General features: G+C 74.9%; 14 protein-coding genes. 9 read left to right on the top strand and 5 right to left on the bottom strand.

Annotated features, from left to right (window positions below; all coding sequences use genetic code 11):
- Window positions 1-331 precede the first annotated feature (331 nt).
- Together ACIQI7_RS38015 and ACIQI7_RS38010 are read left to right on the top strand one after the other, a co-directional pair.
- Window positions 332-2,188, top strand: coding sequence for an exo-alpha-sialidase (locus ACIQI7_RS38015; RefSeq protein ID WP_401119191.1), 1,857 nt, complete (start codon window positions 332-334; stop codon window positions 2,186-2,188).
- A 178-nt stretch (window positions 2,189-2,366) separates the two neighbouring features.
- Entirely contained in the window at window positions 2,367-3,710 is a 1,344-nt protein-coding gene (locus ACIQI7_RS38010; RefSeq protein ID WP_401119189.1) for a GH1 family beta-glucosidase, read from the top strand.
- 171 nt (window positions 3,711-3,881) lie between these two features.
- Here ACIQI7_RS38010 and ACIQI7_RS38005 read toward each other — a convergent pair whose 3' ends face one another.
- The 3 genes from ACIQI7_RS38005 to ACIQI7_RS37995 all read right to left on the bottom strand — a co-directional run bounded on the left by ACIQI7_RS38005 (window position 3,882) and on the right by ACIQI7_RS37995 (window position 6,599).
- Window positions 3,882-5,009: an NADH:flavin oxidoreductase gene (locus tag ACIQI7_RS38005; RefSeq protein WP_401119187.1), complete on the bottom strand. Its 1,128-nt coding sequence runs from the start codon at window positions 5,007-5,009 to the stop codon at window positions 3,882-3,884.
- Between the two features lie 248 nt (window positions 5,010-5,257).
- A complete protein-coding gene (locus tag ACIQI7_RS38000; RefSeq protein ID WP_401119184.1) occupies window positions 5,258-6,265 on the bottom strand; it encodes a tyrosinase family protein in 1,008 nt (335 codons plus the stop codon).
- A 1-nt stretch (window position 6,266) separates the two neighbouring features.
- A complete protein-coding gene (locus tag ACIQI7_RS37995; RefSeq protein ID WP_401119181.1) occupies window positions 6,267-6,599 on the bottom strand; it encodes a hypothetical protein in 333 nt (110 codons plus the stop codon).
- A gap of 230 nt (window positions 6,600-6,829) precedes the next feature.
- On the opposite strand from ACIQI7_RS37995, the gene ACIQI7_RS37990 reads away from it, so the two are divergent.
- From ACIQI7_RS37990 to ACIQI7_RS37970, 5 genes are all read left to right on the top strand, one after another.
- On the top strand, window positions 6,830-7,354 hold the full coding sequence (locus tag ACIQI7_RS37990; protein ID WP_401119178.1) for an RNA polymerase sigma factor: 525 nt from the start codon (window positions 6,830-6,832) through the stop codon (window positions 7,352-7,354).
- Window positions 7,351-8,190 carry a zf-HC2 domain-containing protein gene (locus ACIQI7_RS37985; RefSeq protein WP_401119176.1) on the top strand — a complete coding sequence of 280 codons (840 nt, stop codon included), beginning with the start codon at window positions 7,351-7,353 and terminating at the stop codon, window positions 8,188-8,190. Before ACIQI7_RS37990 ends, ACIQI7_RS37985 begins: the two co-directional genes overlap by 4 nt.
- A 108-nt stretch (window positions 8,191-8,298) precedes the next feature.
- On the top strand, window positions 8,299-9,111 hold the full coding sequence (locus tag ACIQI7_RS37980) for an ATP-binding cassette domain-containing protein (RefSeq protein WP_401119174.1): 813 nt from the start codon (window positions 8,299-8,301) through the stop codon (window positions 9,109-9,111).
- 93 nt (window positions 9,112-9,204) lie between these two features.
- Window positions 9,205-10,539 (top strand): hypothetical protein, encoded by a 1,335-nt coding sequence (locus ACIQI7_RS37975; protein WP_401119171.1) that lies wholly within the window; start codon window positions 9,205-9,207, stop codon window positions 10,537-10,539.
- Complete coding sequence (locus ACIQI7_RS37970; RefSeq protein ID WP_401119169.1) at window positions 10,536-11,129, top strand: hypothetical protein; 594 nt, start codon at window positions 10,536-10,538, stop codon at window positions 11,127-11,129. The genes ACIQI7_RS37975 and ACIQI7_RS37970 overlap by 4 nt, the downstream gene beginning before the upstream one ends.
- Window positions 11,130-11,199: 70 nt before the next feature.
- Here ACIQI7_RS37970 and ACIQI7_RS37965 read toward each other — a convergent pair whose 3' ends face one another.
- Together ACIQI7_RS37965 and ACIQI7_RS37960 are read right to left on the bottom strand one after the other, a co-directional pair.
- Complete coding sequence (locus ACIQI7_RS37965) at window positions 11,200-13,416, bottom strand: trehalose-6-phosphate synthase (RefSeq protein ID WP_401119167.1); 2,217 nt, start codon at window positions 13,414-13,416, stop codon at window positions 11,200-11,202.
- A 245-nt stretch (window positions 13,417-13,661) separates the two neighbouring features.
- The gene (locus tag ACIQI7_RS37960; protein ID WP_401119165.1) at window positions 13,662-14,045 is read right to left on the bottom strand and encodes a peptidase inhibitor family I36 protein; all 384 of its coding nucleotides are present in this window, start codon (window positions 14,043-14,045) and stop codon (window positions 13,662-13,664) included.
- 534 nt (window positions 14,046-14,579) lie between these two features.
- On the opposite strand from ACIQI7_RS37960, the gene ACIQI7_RS37955 reads away from it, so the two are divergent.
- Window positions 14,580-15,569: a phospholipase gene (locus ACIQI7_RS37955; RefSeq protein ID WP_401119164.1), complete on the top strand. Its 990-nt coding sequence runs from the start codon at window positions 14,580-14,582 to the stop codon at window positions 15,567-15,569.
- A gap of 200 nt (window positions 15,570-15,769) precedes the next feature.
- Window positions 15,770-17,380, top strand: coding sequence for an alpha/beta hydrolase (locus ACIQI7_RS37950; RefSeq protein ID WP_401119162.1), 1,611 nt, complete (start codon window positions 15,770-15,772; stop codon window positions 17,378-17,380).
- Window positions 17,381-17,741 lie beyond the last annotated feature (361 nt).

Below are 17,741 nucleotides of genomic sequence, written 5' to 3'. Positions count from 1 at the left end.
GTGCAAAATTTTGGTGCTTTGCACGCGCCGGTTACCCCATCCCTTTTAACAAACCCGGGGGCCCCCCCGGGGTGACGGGCCCCCCCCCCCCCTTGGGGGGGGGCCCCCCGGGGGGGGGGGCCGGCGGGCCCCCGCCGCCACCACCGGGCGCCGCCGGCCGCCCACCCCGCTCGGCCACGACGACAACCGGACGGGCGACGTCACCCCCACGAGTTCCACGACGTCGCGCCGTCCTGGTCCGCACCCACCCGCCGGGGCGGATCGCCGTGCCCTCCGGCCGCGGTCCGCCCCTCGTCGTCCGCACTCCCACCCCCACGCAAAGGAGCTTCGGATGAGGCACCCGCGCACCCCCGCCTCCTGGCGGCGGCCGTTCGCCGCCGTCGCGGCGGCCGCCCTCGCACTGGCCGGCGCCGCCTGGAACGCCGGCCCGGCCGCCGCGTCCCCGTACGCCGGCCCGGCCGTCACCACCCACGCCGGCCACCACGACGCCGGGATCACCGGCTCCACTCCGGACGACTTCGCCCTCGCCGGCAGCCCCGCCGCGGCGATCGTGCGAGCGGGCTCGTCCGTGACCTCCACCGTCACGACGGCCGTCACGGCCGGCGAGGCCCAGACCGTCTCGCTGTCGGCGAGCGGCCTGCCGCCGGGCACCACCGCCGTCTTCAGCCCGTCCGCCGTGCGGGCGGGCGTGCCCGCCGGGCTCACCGTCTCCACCACGGCGAGCACCCCGTCCGGCACGTACCCGATCACCGTGACCGGTGCCGGAACCTCCGCCACCCGCACGGCCACCTTCAGCCTGACCGTCCACGGCCGCGGACCGAACCTGGTCCAGGTGAGCGCCGACCCGTTCGCCGACACCGGCGGCCAGCACGCCACCGAGGTGGAGCCCGACACCTTCGACTACGGCGGCACGATCGTCGCCGCCGCCCAGGTGGGGCGGTTCACCAACGGCGGCGCGGCGGACCTCGGCTGGAGCACCTCCCGCGACGGCGGCCTCAGCTGGCAGCACGGCATGCTGCCCGGCCTCACCACCCACCAGGGCGGCGGCCGCTGGGCCCGCGCCTCCGACCCGGTGGTCGCCTACGACGCCAAGCACGGCACCTGGATGATCGCCGGCCTGGTCATCGACTCGGTGCTCAACGGTGCCGGGGTGACCGTCAGCCGCTCCGCCGACGCGCTGAACTGGCAGGCCCCGGTGCAGGCGGTCGGCTTCGACGGGCAGAGCTACGACAAGGAGTGGATCGTCTGCGACAACACTCCCACCAGCCGGTACTTCGGCAACTGCTACATCGAGGTCGACCTCCCCTCCTCCGACAACAAGGTGATCATGTCGACCTCCCGGGACGGCGGCGCCACCTGGTCGGCCCCGGCGGGCCCGTCCGGCATCGACCTCGGCCTCGGCGGGCAGCCGCTGGTGCAGCCCAACGGCACGGTCGTGGTCCCGTTCTCGACCGACACCACCTCGATCCGCTCCTTCAACTCCACCGACGGGGGCGCCTCCTGGAGCTCCACGGTGCTGGTCGCCGACGTCCTCGCGCACGGCGTCGCGGGCGGCCTGCGCGACGGCGAGGGCCTGCCCTCGGCCGAGATCGACGCCGACGGCAGGGTCTACGTGGCCTGGCAGGACTGCCGCTTCCGCTCCGGCTGCCAGGCCAACGACATCGTCTTCGCGACCTCGACCGACGGCACCACCTGGTCCGCCGTGACCCGGGTGCCGATCGATCCCGTCACCAGCGGGGCCGACCACTTCATCCCCGGCATCGGCGTCGACCACGCCACCGCCGGCCCCGGCGCCAGGATCGGGCTGTACTACTACTTCTACCCGAACGCCGACTGCACCGCCGCCACCTGCGAGTTGGCGGTCGGCTTCATCTCCTCCGCCAACGGCGGCGCCACCTGGAGCGCGCCGCAGACCGTCGCCGGCCCGATGCCGCTGTCCCGGATCGCCGCCACGTCGGGGGGTCGCATGGTCGGCGACTACCTCTCCACCTCCGTGGTCAACGGCCGGGCGGTGGCGGTCTTCGCCGTCGGCAGGACCCCGCCCGCCGGCCAGGCCTTCGACGAGGCCATGTACGCCGTCGCCGGCGGCCTCCCGGTCCGCGCCGGGACCACCCCCTCCGGCACCGGGCCGGTCCTCTCCACTGCACCCGCCCGGGAACGGCACCTCCCGCCGGTGATCCGCCACTGACCCCTCCGGCCCGTCCTCCCGCCCCGGCAGGAGGACGGGCCCCGCCGGGCCCCGCAGCGGTACCGGTGGCCGGGCCCGATCCCCGCCGCCGGGGCGGCAGTCGCCGACGCGGGCCTCTGGCGTTCCGGTACCACGCCAGTAACATGAGTCCTCCTCACGTTCACGTCAGGAGGCTGTCATGCCGGACCGCTTCGACCTGCCGGCGGACTTCCGCTGGGGTGCCGCCACCGCCGCCTACCAGATCGAGGGGGCGGTGACCGAGGACGGTCGCGGCCCGTCCGTCTGGGACACCTTCACCGCCCGCCCCGGCGCCGTCCGCGACGGCCACACCGGCGCGGTGGCCTGCGACCACTACCACCGGTACCCCGAGGACATCGAGCTGATGAAGCGCCTCGGCCTCGACGGCTACCGCTTCTCCATCGCCTGGCCCCGCGTCCTGCCCACCGGCGCCGGCACCGTCAACCCCGCCGGACTCGCCTTCTACGACCGCCTGGTGGACGCCCTGTTGGAAGCGGGCATCACCCCGCTCCCCACGCTCTTCCACTGGGACCTCCCGCAGGGCCTGGAGGACGGCGGAGGCTGGCTCGACCGCGACACCGCCTACCGCTTCGCCGAGTACGCGGGGATCGTCACCGACCGCCTCGGCGACCGCGTCCCCGCCTGGATCACCCTCAACGAGCCCTTCGTGCACACGGTGTTCGGCTACGCGCTGGGCACCCACGCCCCCGGCCGCACCCTGATGTTCGAGGCCCTCCCGGCCGCCCACCACCAGCTCCTCGCCCACGGCCTGGCCGCCTCGGTCCTCCACGACCGCGGCCTGGAGGCGATGCTGTCCAACAACCTCACCCCGGTCCACCCGGCCACCGCCTCCGCCGAGGACGCGGCCGCCGCCGAGGCCTACGACGCCCTCCACAACCGGCTGTTCACCGACCCCGTGCTCCTCGGCCGCTACCCCGACCTCTCCGCCCTCGGTGTCCCCGACGACCTCTTCGGCGCCGTCCACCCCGGCGACCTCGACCTCATCCACACCCCCGGCCTGGACGGCCTCGGCCTCAACTTCTACAACCCCACCCGCGTCGCCGCCCCCACCGAACCGGGCCTGCCCTTCGACCTCGTCGACATCCCCGACGTCCCCCACACCGCCTTCGGCTGGCCCGTCGTCCCCGACGCCCTCCGCCAACTCCTCCTGGAACTCCGCGAGTCGTACGGCAAGGCCCTACCGCCCATCACCGTCACCGAGAACGGCTGCTCCGTCGCCGAGGAGACCGTCCCCGACCGGCCCCGCATCGACTTCATGGCCGCCCACCTCGACGCCCTCGCCCGGGCCGCCGCCGAGGGCGTCGACATCCGCGGCTACTACACCTGGTCCCTCCTCGACAACTTCGAATGGGCGGAAGGACTGTTCAGCCAGCGCTTCGGCCTCGTCCACGTCGACTTCGAGACCCAGCGCCGCACGCCGAAGGCCTCGTACGCCTGGTACCGCGAGCTGATCACCGCCCACCGGGCGCGGAACCCGAGGTAGGGCCTCCCCGGCTCCCGCCCCCGGGCGGCCGTCGCGGACGTCCCCGCTCGACGACGCACCGCACGGCTCCCGGGTCGGAGCCGTGCGGTGCGTCCCGGTCGGTGGGGGCCGCCCTCCGCCGCCCCCCGGCGGGCGCTTCGGCCCGCGCGAGGCCTGGCGGCGGCGCCGGCGTCAGCTCAGGGTGCGAAGGGCGGCGGCGTCGTAGGGGCGCAGGTCGGTGAAGCGGCCGGCCAGGACCTTGGCGGCCCACTGCGGGTCCTGGAGGAGGGCGCGGCCGACGGCGACCAGGTCGAACTCGTCGCGCTCCAGCCGGTCGAGCAGGTTGTCGATGCCCTTAAGCGCCGCGCCCTCGCCCATGAACGCGCGGACGAAGTCGCCGTCGAGGCCGACCGAGCCGACGGTTATGGCGGGGCGGCCGGTGAGCTTCCTGGTCCAGCCGGCCAGGTTGAGGTCCGAGCCGTCGAACTCGGGGACCCAGTAGCGGCGGGTCGAGGCGTGGAAGGCGTCGACGCCGGCGTCGGCGAGCGGGGCGAGGATCGCCTCCAGCTCCTGCGGGGTCCCGGCGAGGCGGGCCTCGTAGTTCTCCGCCTTCCACTGGGAGTAGCGGAAGATCACCGGGAACTCCGGGGAGACGGCCTCGCGCACCGCGGCGACGAGCTCGGCCGTGAACTTCGTCCGGGCGACCGGGTCACCGCCGTAGGCGTCGGTGCGGCGGTTGGTGCCCGCCCAGAGGAACTGGTCGAGCAGGTAGCCGTGGGCACCGTGCAGTTCGACGCCGTCGAAGCCGATCCGCTCGGCGGCCGCGGCGGCCTTGGCGAACGCGCCGATGACGGCGTCCAGGTCGGCCCGGGTCATCGCCCGGCCCGTTCCCTCGGTGCCGTCCAGCCGGACGCCGGACGGGCCGATGGCGGGAGCGCCGGCGAACGGCGGGTCCTCCTGCTTGCGGACCATGCCGATGTGCCAGAGCTGCGGCACGATGGTGCCGCCCGCCGCGTGGACGTCCTCGGCGACCCGGGCCCACCCGGCCAGCTGCTCCTCGCCGTGGAAGCGCGGGATGTCGTCGCTCTGACCGGCGGACTCGTGGCCGACGTACGTTCCCTCGGTGACGATCAGGCCCACACCGGCGGCGGCGCGGCGGGCGTAGTACGAGCGCACGTCCTCGCCGGGCACGCCGCCGGGGGAGAACCTGCGCGTCATCGGCGCCATCACGATGCGGTTGGGCACGGTCAGCCCGTTGATCGAGACGGGCCGGGACAGGATCTCGGCCGCGCGGGAGGTAGTGGGCTCGGTGACGGTCATGGGGATTCCTCGCGGATAGCGGTGCCGTGCGCCGGGACGGAGACGGTTGCCGGTGCCAACCGCCTCGGCGGCCGTCGCATTTCGCCGGCCGCGTGAAACCCGCTGTGATCCACGTCACCGCAGGCCGGCGCGCGGGGCGTCCGGCCGGGCCGGCCGGGCACCGGGCCGGACGACTTCGGCACCCGCCGCGCGGCCGGGCCGGACAACGGGTGCGGGAGGAGCGGACGCCGGCGCGGGCCGGGCCGGGGTCAGGGCAGGGTGTCGTAGCCGTAGATCGCCGACACGTCCAGGACGGAACGCGGGGTCGCGGCGGGGCCGAGCGGGGAGGCGATCGGGTCGTCGATCCGCTCGCCCTGGTAGACGTTCGCGGGGGCGGTCATGTCGGGGGCGTAGAGCGGTCCGTAGCGGTTCAGCCAGCCCGCCCAGATGCGGTCGACGTTGCAGTGGTGCAGGTAGAACAGCGGGTCGTTGGGCGAGGTGGAGGGGCCCATGTCGCCGCCGGTCCAGACGTGGACCTGGTTGTGCAGGTGGACCGGCCGGGCCGGGTCCTTGGGGATCCAGCCTTCGAGCAGGTTGCGGAAGCCCTGGGAGGAGGCGTTGAAGTCGAGGGTGTCGTAGCGGTCGGCGGGATCGGCGCCGGCCGGGGCGAACGCGAGTGCGGCCTCGACCTCGGCGCCGGTCGGGAGGGTGCGCCAGCCGAACGGCGGCTCCTGGGCGAAGGAGCGGCGCAGGCCGCGGCTGGTCTGGGCCAGCTTCATGCCGCCCGGGCCGGCGGCTTCGATGCGGACGGTGAAGGTGGCGGGATCGGCGGGGTGGTAGGCGAACGGGCCGTCGGCCACCGGGTCGCCGTCGCCACCCAGGCAGGCGGGGGAGAAGATCTCGGCGTCGGTCGGCGAGCCGGCGTCGCCGTCGGCCGCCCAGTCCCAGTACGGGAGGGCGAAGTCCGGTTCGTCGAGCACCCGTTGGAGGTTCTTCTCGAGGAATCCGAGCATCACCCGGTGCCAGGGCAGGAAGATCGGCCCGCGGTGGGCGGCGTTGCGCACCCGGGGGCTCCCGTCGGGCGGGATCGCGGTCGCCATCGTCCGGCCGTGCCAGACGACGAACAGGTCGTACGTGCGGACCGGGACGACCGGGCCGGGGATGCCCAACTGCTGGGTGGTGAACCGGCTGTCCTCCTGCTTGAGCAGGCCGATGCCGCGGAGGTAGCCGTCGCGGGCGGCCGCGTCCTTGAGGATGTTCCTGCGGACGACGGGCATCTCAGTCGCCGCCCCGGAACGAGTCGGGATAGGTGTGGATCAGCACCTTGACGGCGTCCAGCGCGGAGACGAACTGGTAGGCGGGCAGGCCGTGGCAGGACAGCATGCCGCTGTCGTCCACGTCGAGCCCGGCCGTCAGCGGCCGGCCGTCCACCGTGATCTCGTAGGTCGTGGTGACGCTGATCCGGTGCCCCTCGTACTCCGCGGTGCGGACGGACTTCGCCGGGCCGTGCCCGTGGTCCATCGGCGGGTGGGGCAGGGCCGCCAGGTAGCCCCCGAAGGCTGCCGGCGCGGCGGCGGCCCCGAGCTGGTTCGGATCGATGGTCGGGTCCATGGCGACTCCCTACCGGTGGTGGTCCCGGCCTGGCGGAGCCGGACGTTCCCCTCCACCATCGCGCCGCACCCGTCCGCCCGCACCCCCCGGGCCGTCCACCCACCGGGCGGGACCGGCGGAGCACCGCGCCGGGGACGGAACCGGCCGGTGTGACGTGGATCACGGCGCCTGGGAAAACCGCCGCGCCGGGCACCGCGTAAGACCAGGACGTGAAACGTTCACCGGCCTCGATGACCGAAGCCCAACTGGTCCGGCGGATCGCCCGCGGGGACGCGACCGCCTTCGACGAGCTGTACCGGCGCAGCGCCCCCTGGCTGACCGCACGGCTGCGCCGGCGCTGCGCGGACGACGAGATCGTCGCCGAAGTGCTGCAGGAGACGTACCTGGCGGTGTGGCGGGCGGCCGGGTCGTTCGCCGACAGCATGCGCGGGGAGGAGGCCGGCGGGTGGCTGTGGACGATCGCGGCCCGGCGGCTGGTGGACGCCTTCCGGGCGCGCGGCCGGCACGGCGCGCTGCCCCCGCTGTCCGTCGCCCCGGCGCCCTCGGCCGAGCACGAGGTGCTGGAAGCCGCGGTCGGCGGCGACGTCGGCGCGGCCCTGGACCGGCTCGCACCCGAGCTGCACCAGGTGCTCACCGCGATGGTGCTCGACGGCCTGACCGTCCGGGAGACCGCGGCGCTGCTGAAGATCCCCGAGGGAACGGTCAAGACCCGTGCCCGCCGTGCCCGCCTCGACCTGCGAAAGGCCCTGTCATGACTGCCCACGTCCCGCACCGGCTGCTGGTGAGCTACGTCCTGGGCGGTGCTGCCCCGGGCACCGCCCCCACCACCGGCGAGCTGTGGGCGGTGGAGGCGCACCTGGAGCGCTGCGCCCCGTGCCGGGCCGAGCTGGGGAGGGTGTCCCTCGCCCACAGCCCGGCCGACACCGCGCTGGTGGCACAGGTGCGCGAGCGCCTCTCGGAAGTGGTGCCGCTGACGCCGGTGCGCCGACGGCGGTGGCGGCGGGTACGGGCGGGGCTGGCCCGGTGGGCGGCCCCGGCGTTCGGGCCGTGGGTCGCGGCGCTCGTGCTCGTCGTGCTCGGCGCCCTGCTGCTGTCGTCGGCCGCCGACCCCGGCTCCCCGGTCCTGGTGCTGCTGGCGCCGGCGATGCCGCTGCTGGGCGTGGCCCTGAGCTGGGGGCCGCACTCCGACCCGGTCCACGAGCTGGTCGCCGCGACCCCGCGGGCGGGGCTCGGGCTGCTCCTGCGCCGGACCGTGGCCGTACTGGCCCTGGTGATCCCGGCGCTGGCGGTCGGCGGCTGGATCACCGGCACCGCGCCCGCGCTGGTCCTGCTGCCGGCCCTCGCCCTGACCTGCGCCGCCCTGGCGCTCGGCAGCCTGCTGGGCGTCCAGCGCGCGGCGGCGGGACTCGGCGCGGGGTGGGCCGCGGTCGTGGTCGCCCCCGCCATGGACGGCGGCGGCACCGTCCCGTCCTACCTGCGGGACTCGGCCGCGCCGGGGTGGGCGGTCGCGGCCGCCGTCCTGGCCGCCGCCGTCGTCCTGTGCCGCACCGGCTACCTGCACCCCCGCGAGGCCCGCACCCGCCGCGGCTGACCCCCGGCCCCGTCGGCCGCCCGGCCGCCGCCGCCCGCTCGGCCGCGGCCCGTCCGACACGCGCAACACCCGTCCCGCCCTTCACCCGCACCGCGAGGAGAACCGCCCATGCCCGTCACCGGCATCGCCGCCGAGATCGCCCCCACCCGCTACGCCCACCACATCCGGGCCCGCGCACTGACCGTCCGGCACGGCCGCCGCCTCGCGGTCGCCGGGATCGACCTGGACCTCGGCACCGGCGTGCACGGCCTGCTCGGCCCCAACGGCGCGGGCAAGACCACCCTGATCCGCACCCTCGCCACCGTCCTGACCCCGCACGGCGGCGAGCTGGAACTCCTGGGTGCCGCCCGGCGCAGCCGGGGCGAACTGCGGGAGGTGCGCCGCCGGCTGGGCTACCTGCCGCAGGCCTTCGGCCACTACCGGCGGTTCACCGTACGGGAGTTCGTCGAGTACATGGCCTGGCTCAAGGAGGTGCCGCGGCGCCGGACGGCCGACGCCGTGCAGCACGCCATCGACCGGGTGGACCTGACCGGCCGGGCCGACGACCGGATGGGCTCGCTCTCCGGCGGCATGCTGCGCCGGGCGGGCATCGCCCAGGCGATCGTGAACGACCCCGACATCCTGCTGCTCGACGAGCCCACGGTCGGCCTGGACCCCGCCCAGCGCCTGGAGTTCCGTGCCCTGCTGCGCGACATCGGCGAACAGTCCTGTGTGCTGGTCTCCACCCACCTGGTCGAGGACGTCGCCGCGGCCTGCACCAGCGTCGTGCTGATCGACGAGGGCGGCACGGTCTTCGCGGGCCACGTCGACGGGATCCGCGCCGCGGGCACCGACGCCGACCCGGGCGACAGCGACATCGAGCGCGGCTACTCCGCCATCCTGCGCCGGCACCGCGAGGCGAAGGCCCGCGGGCCGAAGTAGGCCGGCGCCCCCGAAGTGCGGCCGCCCCGAAGCAGGGCCCCGCACCGGTGGCGCCCTGCACCTCCCCGACCCCTAGAACACTGGAGACGACGTATGTTCCGCATGACGCGCCTGGAGGCGAAGCGCTCGGTCGCACCGGCGCTGCTCCTGGTGCTGGCCGTCCTGGCCCGGATCTTCCTCTGGATGGACGTCCAGCAGTGGGCGGCCAGTTGGTCCTCCCTTGTCTACTCGCTGCGGTCGACCGCCTGGATCTGCCTGCCGGTGGTGCTGGCCGCCGCGATCTGGCACGGCGGGCGGGAGCGGCGCAGCTCGGTGTCCGAACTGTTCGCCGCCACGCCGCGGCCGGCTCCGGTGCGGCTGCTGCCGGCCCTGGTGGTGGTGGCCGGAGCGGCGGTCGTCGCGGTGGCGGCGGTGATCGGCTGGGCCGTGGTGATCGTCTCCGGGAACGCGACGTTCAGCGACGGCGGGTGGCCGCTGGGCCTCGCGGTGGGCCTGCTCGCCGTCGTCGCCGTGGCCCTGCTCGGACTGGGCATCGGCCGGGTGGCCCCGGCGCCGGTGGCGGCGCCGCTGGGAGCGGTGCTGCTGTTCCTGGTCCTGGCGGTCGCCCAGGTCCGGGACGGCCGACCGGCGAACCGGCTGGTGGACACGGCGCTGCCGATGCTGCCGGTGACGGACGACTTCCACCGGGTGCTGCCCTCGCTGTCCGCCGGCCAGGCCGTCTGGTTGACCGCCCTCGGGGTGACCGGCGTGCTGCTGGCCGTCGCCGGGACCACCCGGGCCCGGGTGCTGGCCGCGGCCCCGGCCGTGGCGGGGCTGGCGCTCGGTTCGCTGGTGGCGCCCTCGGGCGCGATCGTCCCGGAACCGCGGGCCACCGAGCTGGTCTGCGCACCGGAGGACGGCCGGGTCTGCGTCACCAGGGTGCACCGCGCCGCGCTGCCCGACCTCCTGCCGCCCGCCCGCAAGGTGCTCGACGCCTTCGCCGCGGTGCCCGGCGGTCCGACCCGGGTGCAGGAGGACCCGGTGAGCTGGATGCTGGACGACGGCAGGGCGGCGGGCGGAGCGGTGGATCCCGGAACGGTACGGATCGAGCTGCCGTACCGGACCCAGCAGGGCGGCATCCGCTGGGAGCCGGACACGGTGGTCGACCTGGTGGCCCAGCACGCCGTCGTCGACCTCGGCTGCTTCTCCGACGAGCAGGGGCGGACACGGGCCTCCGACGCCTCCCGGGCGGTCTCCGCCGTACTCCTGGGCACGCCCGCCGACCGGCTGGGCCCCGTCGCCCGGGCGGCCCACGACACCCTGCGCGCGCTGCCCGACGGGGAGCGGTACCGGCGGATCGGGGAGGCCCGGAAGGCCGGGCTGGCCTGCCAGGACCCACTGGCGGCCGTGACGGGTGACGTCGCGACGGGCGAGGGGGCCGACCGGTGACCCAGCGACTGCGCGGCCTGGTGCTGCACCTGCGCAGCCGGGCGATCCCGGCGACCCTCCTGGTCTTCCTGGCCGCCGCCGTCCTCACCTGGGCCGGGCACCGGCTGGACGATCCGGGGACCGCGCGCGCGGTCGGGCTGATCGCCGTGGTGCTGGGCGTCGCCGCCGTCGCCCGTACCCTGGCCGGCCCGGACGAGGAGCTGGAGCGCGGTACGCCGGTCCGCTGGCGGCTGGTCAGGGCGCTGCACGTGGTGCTGCTCGGCGGGGTCCTGTTCGGCCTGCTCGCCGCCGCCCGGGCGGCCGCCGACCGGCCGACCCACGCCGTGCCCTTCGGCAGCCTCGCCCTGGCGGTGTCGGCGCTCACCGCGCTGACGGCCCTCGCGGCGGCGCTGTTCGGAGCGCACGCGGCCTGGGCGCCGCCCGTCGGCTGGGCGCTGCTGATGGTGGCGATCGGGCCCCGGCCGACCCGGTTCGAGCAGGCGCTCACCTGGCTCGTCCAGGAACCCCGCACCGACACCTCGACGACGGTGGCCGTGGGCCTCACGGTGCTGGGCGCCGTCGCCTACACCCTGCGCGGCAGCCGCCGCTGATCCCGTCCGGGGCCCGGCGGGCGCCGCTGATCAGGCTCGGGGCCCGGCGGACGCCGGGGACGGCTACCGCTCACGGGCGCCGCGTCGAGACCGGGGACGGGTGCCCGGTGATCCGGCGCACCGCCGGCGGTGCGACCGAGGTGGAGCAGCCCCGGATGGCGTGGACGATCCGGACGGCCCAGTCGGCGGGCCGCTCCCGGCCGAGGAGCTCGGAGAGCCGCTCCAGGCGGGCCCGGCGTTCGGCGGGGGCGAGGTCGAGGGCGCGGGCCAGCACGGCGGCGAGGTCCTCGGGCGAGTGCGGGTCGGTGAGCAGGGCGGCCTCGCCGAGTTCGGCGGCGGCGCCGGCGCGGCGGGAGAGCACCAGGGCTCCGGGCACCGCGTCACCGGGCAGGAGGGCTGCCCGGGCGGCGACGTACTCCTTGGCGGTCAGGTTCATCCCGTCCTGGAGGGAGGTCACCCAGAGCACGTCGGCCGCCAGGTACGCGTCGACGACCCCGGTGGCGGTGAGGCTGTGCGGACGGTAGTCGACCGGTTGCCAAGTACCCTGCTGCCAGCGGGAGTTCACCTCGGCGACGCGCCGTTCGAGGTGGCGGCGGGTGGCGTCGTACGCGGTGATGCCGGGCTCGGGCGGTGCGCAGACCAGCCGGAGGACGAACCGGCCGCGCAGCCCGGGCCGACGGGAGAGCAGCAGGTCGACGGCCTCGACCTTCTGGACCGGGGCCTTGGCGTAGTCGAGGCGTTCGACCGAGAGCACCACCGGGCCGGCGGCCGGAGTGCGGTGCGGGGCGCGGAGACGGGCGAGCCGCTCGACGGCCGGCCGGTCGATCCCGAGCGGGTGGACACCGGTGCGCGGCGGGTCGGGCAGCCCGGCCAGGGCCTTGCGGAAGTGTCCGGCGAACTCCTCGGTGTGGAAGCCCGCCCAGTCGAGGCGCGCCAGGGAGCCGCGCAGTTCGGCGGCGACCGGGAGTGCGGCGAAGACGTCGGGGGCCGGGAACGGGGTGTGGTGGAAGATCCCGGTCCTGACGTCGGGCCGGAGTCGGCGCAGCAGGCCGGGGACCAGCCAGAGGTTGTAGTCGTGCAGCCAGACGGTGGCGCCCGGGGCCGCCTGGGCGGCGATGTGCCGGGCGAACCGCGCGTTGACCGTGCGGTAGTCGGCCCAGGCCCGTTCGTCGAAGGTCGACCTGCCCGGTTCGGACATCAGGACCGGCCAGAGGGTCTCCTTGCAGGCGCCGTGGAAGTAGCCGCGCCAGGTGGCCGTGTCCAGCGGCACGGGGGACAGCGGCAGCGAGGTGGGCGGGGGGAGCGCCGCCGTCCGGTCGCGGCCGGTCAGGGCGGTGACCCAGACACCCGGCAGGCCGTCGGCGAAGGCGCTGGTCAGGGTCGGCAGGATGCCGTTGGGGCTGGCGGGCGGCTGCCAGCTCCCGCCGTCCCAGTGCAGCGGCGGGCGGTGGTAGGCCACCACGAGGGAGTGCCCGCGCGCGGGGGCCGGGGAGCCGGTGAGGTCCGGGCCGCCGGAGTCGGAGCGCACCGAGGCGGAGCGTACGGAGACGGAGCATCCGGAGTCGGGCTCGGGGGAGATCCAGCCGAGGTCCAGGAGCGCCGCGTGGATCCCGGCCGCGCCGGCCCGGTCCGGGCGGTGGACGCGCGAGTCCTCGGCCAGGGCGGTGAGCAGCGCGGGCTCGGCCCCGGCGACGACCACGGCGTGCGCGCCGAACCGGAACAGCGAGAGGTCGTTGAGCGAGTCCCCGGCGACCAGGATCCCTTCGGGCCGCCAGCCCAGTCTCCCGGCCAGGGCCCGTAGGGCGTTGCCCTTGGAGGCTCCCGGTGGCAGGACGTCGAAGTAGCAGTCCGCCGAGTACACCCAGGCGCAGCCGAGGGCCTCGACGGCGGCCGTGAGTCCGTCGGTGAGCCGGTCGGGGTCGAGGTGGTAGGAGCAGCGGCCGTTCTGGACGACGCCGCGCTGGTAGGTGAGCCCGGGGAAGCCGCGCAGCGCGGCGCGCACTCGCTCCGGCCCGGGCCAGCCCGCCCGCAGGTGGTCCTGCACCGGGCCGACGGGCGTGAAGTCGGTGCCGTCGACGACGGTGGCGCCGACGTCGGCGATGACCCACCGGGGCCGGGGGACGAGCGGATCGCGTAGGACCTCCCGGACGGAGGCCGGCGAGCGCCCGGTGGCGAAGACCGTGGTCACCTCGGGGTGGCGGACCAGGGCGTCGCGTAACCGGCGCCGGTCGTCCCGGGTGCCGCCGAGTAAGGTGCCGTCCAGATCGGTGACCAGAATCCTCGACATCCGTGGGACGCTAACACGAGCACGTCCCGTGGTGAAGTGTTCACCTCGCGCCTGCCGTTCGGCCGCCCCACGGGGTGGGAGAGCGGTGCGGACCGCATCTCCGGCATCCCTGACGGGGCTTCAACCACCCTTCGTGTGAGAGCTCGTGGTGGCGTCCGTCCGGCAGGCCCCTGCCCCCGATCCGGCACGGCGGCCCGTCGACCGGTCGCCCCGGCCGACGAGCCGCCGCGCGGCCCGCCCAGGTCCTAACCGAGGTAGGCGCGGTAGGCGCTGACCCAGGCGCCGATGCTGCCGTAGCCGGAGGCGTCGATGGTGATCGAGCCCCCGGTGCAGTCGTAGTTGTCCCACAGTTCGACCCGGTCACCGCCCTCGGTGCGGGCGGAGCGGATCCGGTCGTTCCAGTTGTCGCCGACGTACGTGCACGCCCCCTGGTTGCCGTAGAACCAGCGGTCCGCGCCCGAGAAGCCGGTGCCGGTGAAGGCGTGGAAGCTGGGCTGGCGGGCGAGCGGGGAGGTGCCGGCGGTGTGGGAGGTCGAGGGGGTGAGGGGCTGGGCGGAGGAGGTGGGCGCGACGACCACGGTCGCGGTGAGGACCGCGGCCGTGAGCAGCACCCTGCGGACGACGGGCATGTGACGTCTCCTTCGGTCGAGCGCGTCCGGGTGAACGGGGCCGCGGGGAAGGACGGAGCGCACTCAGCCGCTCCGGTCCCGTCGGCGCCTTCACTCGGCGGGCAGCTCAGAATTACCCGCGGCGGCGGCGGATAGTTACGTATGCGAAGAAATGGCGGAAACCGGTGCGGGTTCCGCTGGCGGCGGCGATTCCCAGCGATGCCGCGCCCCTTACCGACTTCGGGCAGGGATTCGAACCACCGGCCCTGGGCGGAACGGGTGGTTCCCGTGGGGCGGCTGGGCCCGGGCGGAGCGACCGCCTGTTCGAGGGCGGACACCCGTCACCGCAGGCCCGGCGGCCGCGATGTCGGCCACCACCCGCCGGATCCGGCCGCACCCGAACGGATGGGAACGGTTGCGGACCTCGTTCAGCGCTCATTCACCGTACGCCGACGCACAGTTGGTGATATCGATTGTCTGACCGCAGACAAGTCGGAACACGGACGACACCGGAACACGGACGACACCGGAACGCCAGCGAGAAGGAGCACCCTCTTGAGGACTCACCACGGACCCGGCGCACGCGTGCGGATACTGCCCGCCCTGACGGCGGCACTGTGCGGGATCATCGGCACCACCACGCTCGGCGCGGCCCCCGCGGAAGCCGCCGACCAGCGCCACCCGGTCTACGCCATCGCGCACCGGGTCGACACCCTGGACGGCGTCGACGCCGCGATCAACCACGGCGCCAACGCCATCGAGATCGACGTCTGCGCCTGGTGGAACCCGAACGAGTGGCGCGCCTACCACGACTGCTCCTCGGCCGGCGAGAACCGGCTCGGCCCCAGCTTCGACAGCATGCTCGACCGCATCGTCTCCAACGCCAACGCGGGCCGCCGGCTGTCGCTGGTCTGGCTGGACATCAAGGACCCCAACTATTGCGGCGAGGAGCCGAACCGCACCTGCAGCGTCGCCGGACTGCGCGACAAGGCCCAGCGGCTGACGGCGGCCGGCATCCAGGTGCTCTACGGCTTCTACGAGTACCACGGCGGCAGCACCCCGGACGTCGGCGGCCGCGGCTGGAAGAGCCTGGAGGGCAAACTCGGCCCGCTGGAGGGCATCACCACGACCGGCACCCGCGACCAGGTGCGCAGCGCCTTCGACCGGTCCGGTGCCGGCTTCCCGGCCGGCCGCCGGGCGATGGACTACGGCGACAGCGACATCACCAAGGGCTTCGGCAACTGCACGGAGCCCACCTACAACACCTGCGCGGAACTCAGGAAGGGAGCCGCGGACCGGGCCGCCGGACGGCTCGCCGCCACCCTGTCCTGGACGACCACCTACAACGACCCGTGGTACGTCGACAAGCTGCTCGGCGACGCACAGGTGGACGGCATCATCGCGGGCTACGGCGCCTTCACCGGCGTGCGCGAGTACGACAACAGCTGGCAGTGCGCCAACGCCGTGAACCTCGTCCGGGACTGGGTGAACCGCCACAGCGGGACCCACCGCATGGCCACCGGCGGGGACCGCCTGTTCAAGTAGGCGGCCGTTCCCCGACGTCGCGGACCGCTCCCTGATCAGGCCCCGGTGCCGTCGGCCGACGGCACCGGAGCCTGATCCCGAAGTCGTAGAACCCAGGGCGCAGTTCGGTGAAGGCGGCCGATACCCGCGGCGGATGCGACCGGCCGGCCGGCCCCCTAGCGTCACCTCCGACGGCCTGCCGAGCACCCGAGGGAACCGCCGTGATCCGTACCGCCGTGATCCGTACCGCCGAGCCGGCCGCCGCAGTGGCGGCGCTGGCCCTGACCGTCCTCACCGCGCTGTCCGCCCCGGCGGCGGGCGGTGCCGCCACCACTGCCACCGGCGGGACGGCCACCGCCGCGACCGCCACCGCCCCCGCCGCAGACCCGCTCGCCGAGCTGCGCCGCCAACAGCCCGCCTGGCACGCCTGCCGGACCGGCCCGGAGGACACCGCCGGCACCGAACTCGACGCCGCCGGGGCCCACTGCACCGAGGTCACCGTGCCGCTCGACTACCGGCACCCGGACGGCCGGACCCTGAACGTCGCCCTTTCCCGGCTGCCCGCCACCGACCCCGCCCACCGCCTGGGCACCCTCTTCTACAACCCCGGCGGCCCCGGCGTCCCCGCCCGCCACCTCGCCCTCGCCCTCGGCCGGGCCGCGCCCGCCCTCGCCGCCCGCTACGACGTCGTCGGCATGGACCCGCGCTTCGTCGGCGCCAGCACCCCGCTCGACTGCGGCTGGCCAGTCAGCGGCCCCGGCTCGGCCGGGCCCACCCGCGCCTCCTTCGACCGGTCCGCCGAACTCGCCAAGGACCTGGCCGCCCGCTGCGCGCCGTACCACGCCGTGCTGCCGCACGTCTCCACCCGCAACACCGCCCGGGACATGGACCTGGTGCGCGCCGTCCTCGGCGAGCCGACGATCGCCTACCTCGGCTCCTCCTACGGCAGCTACCTCGGCGAGGTGTACCTCCAGCTGTTCCCCGAGCACGTCGGACGCGCGGTGCTCGACGCCGCCCTGGACCCGGACCGCTTCGGCCCCGACCTGACCGCCACCCAGGGCTCCGCGATCGACGCCGCGCTCACCGCCTGGGCGGAGTGGACGGCCCGCCACGACGACCGCCACCACCTGGGCACCAGCACTGCCGAGGTGCTCGCCGCGGTCGAACGGATCCGCCTGGCCGCCGGGAGCGACCCGCTGACGGTGGGCACCCACCGGGTCGACGCCCGCGCCCTGCCGCAGGTGCTGTGGGCGGTGGCGGCCGGCGACGACACCGCCGCCTACACGGAGTTCGCCGCCCTCGTGCGCGTCCTGCTCGACGCCGCCGAAGGCCGTACCGCCGTCGAGCCGACCGCACTGCTGGAGGCCGTGCTGACCGGCCTGGAAGCCCCCGACACGAGCGGAGCCGCCGCCGTGCAGACCGCGATCATGTGCGCGGACCGCGCCGCCTCGCGCGACCCGCTCGCCTACTACCGCGACGTCCAGTCCCACCGCACCGACGAGCCGCTGTTCGGCCCGCTCACCCGCAACCTCACACCCTGCACCTACTGGCCCGCACAGCCCGCCGAACCGCCCACCAGGGTGCGCAACGCCGTCCCCGTCCTGCTGGTCGGCGCCGACGGCGACCCGGCCGCCACCCGCGCCGGCCAGCTCTCTGCGCACCACGCCCTGGCCGGTTCCCGCCTGGTGACCCTGCGCGGCGCCTACCGCCACACCGTCTACGCGGGCCTGTTCGCCCCGCGTGACGCCTGCGTGGACGCCACCGTCGACCGCTACCTCCTGGACGGCGCACTCCCCGCCCAGGACACCGACTGCCTCGCCGCCCGCCCCTGAGCCACGACATTTGTTTCGGGCGTGGAGGAGGAGTACTGTCTCCCAGTCGCTCGACTGGGAGCACCGGACACGTGTCAGCGCGGACGGTCCCGGGGCGGCCAATCCTCTGAACCACCACTTCCCGACTCGGGCGGATCTGTCATGTGCAGATGCGGCCCGGTCTGTATGTGGCGTGTTCGTTTTATCGGATTGCGGCTGGATTCGCTTTTCGGAGCAAGGGTCGGCTAGTGTTTGAAACGTCGGACAGGGCCCCACGCCCCGAAAGACACCGGCGAGTTGGATGAAGGAAGCCCCGGAAACGGAGCGGGAAACATCTGATAAGCTGGAAACACGAAAGAACGAAGCCCGGAGGGCCTGCTGG

Source organism: Kitasatospora sp. NPDC092039 (genome assembly GCF_044756065.1).
Taxonomy (GTDB): Bacteria; Actinomycetota; Actinomycetes; order Streptomycetales; family Streptomycetaceae; genus Kitasatospora.
The sequence above is the reverse complement of the archived record's forward strand: the minus strand, read 5'-3'. Positions and strand labels throughout refer to the sequence as shown.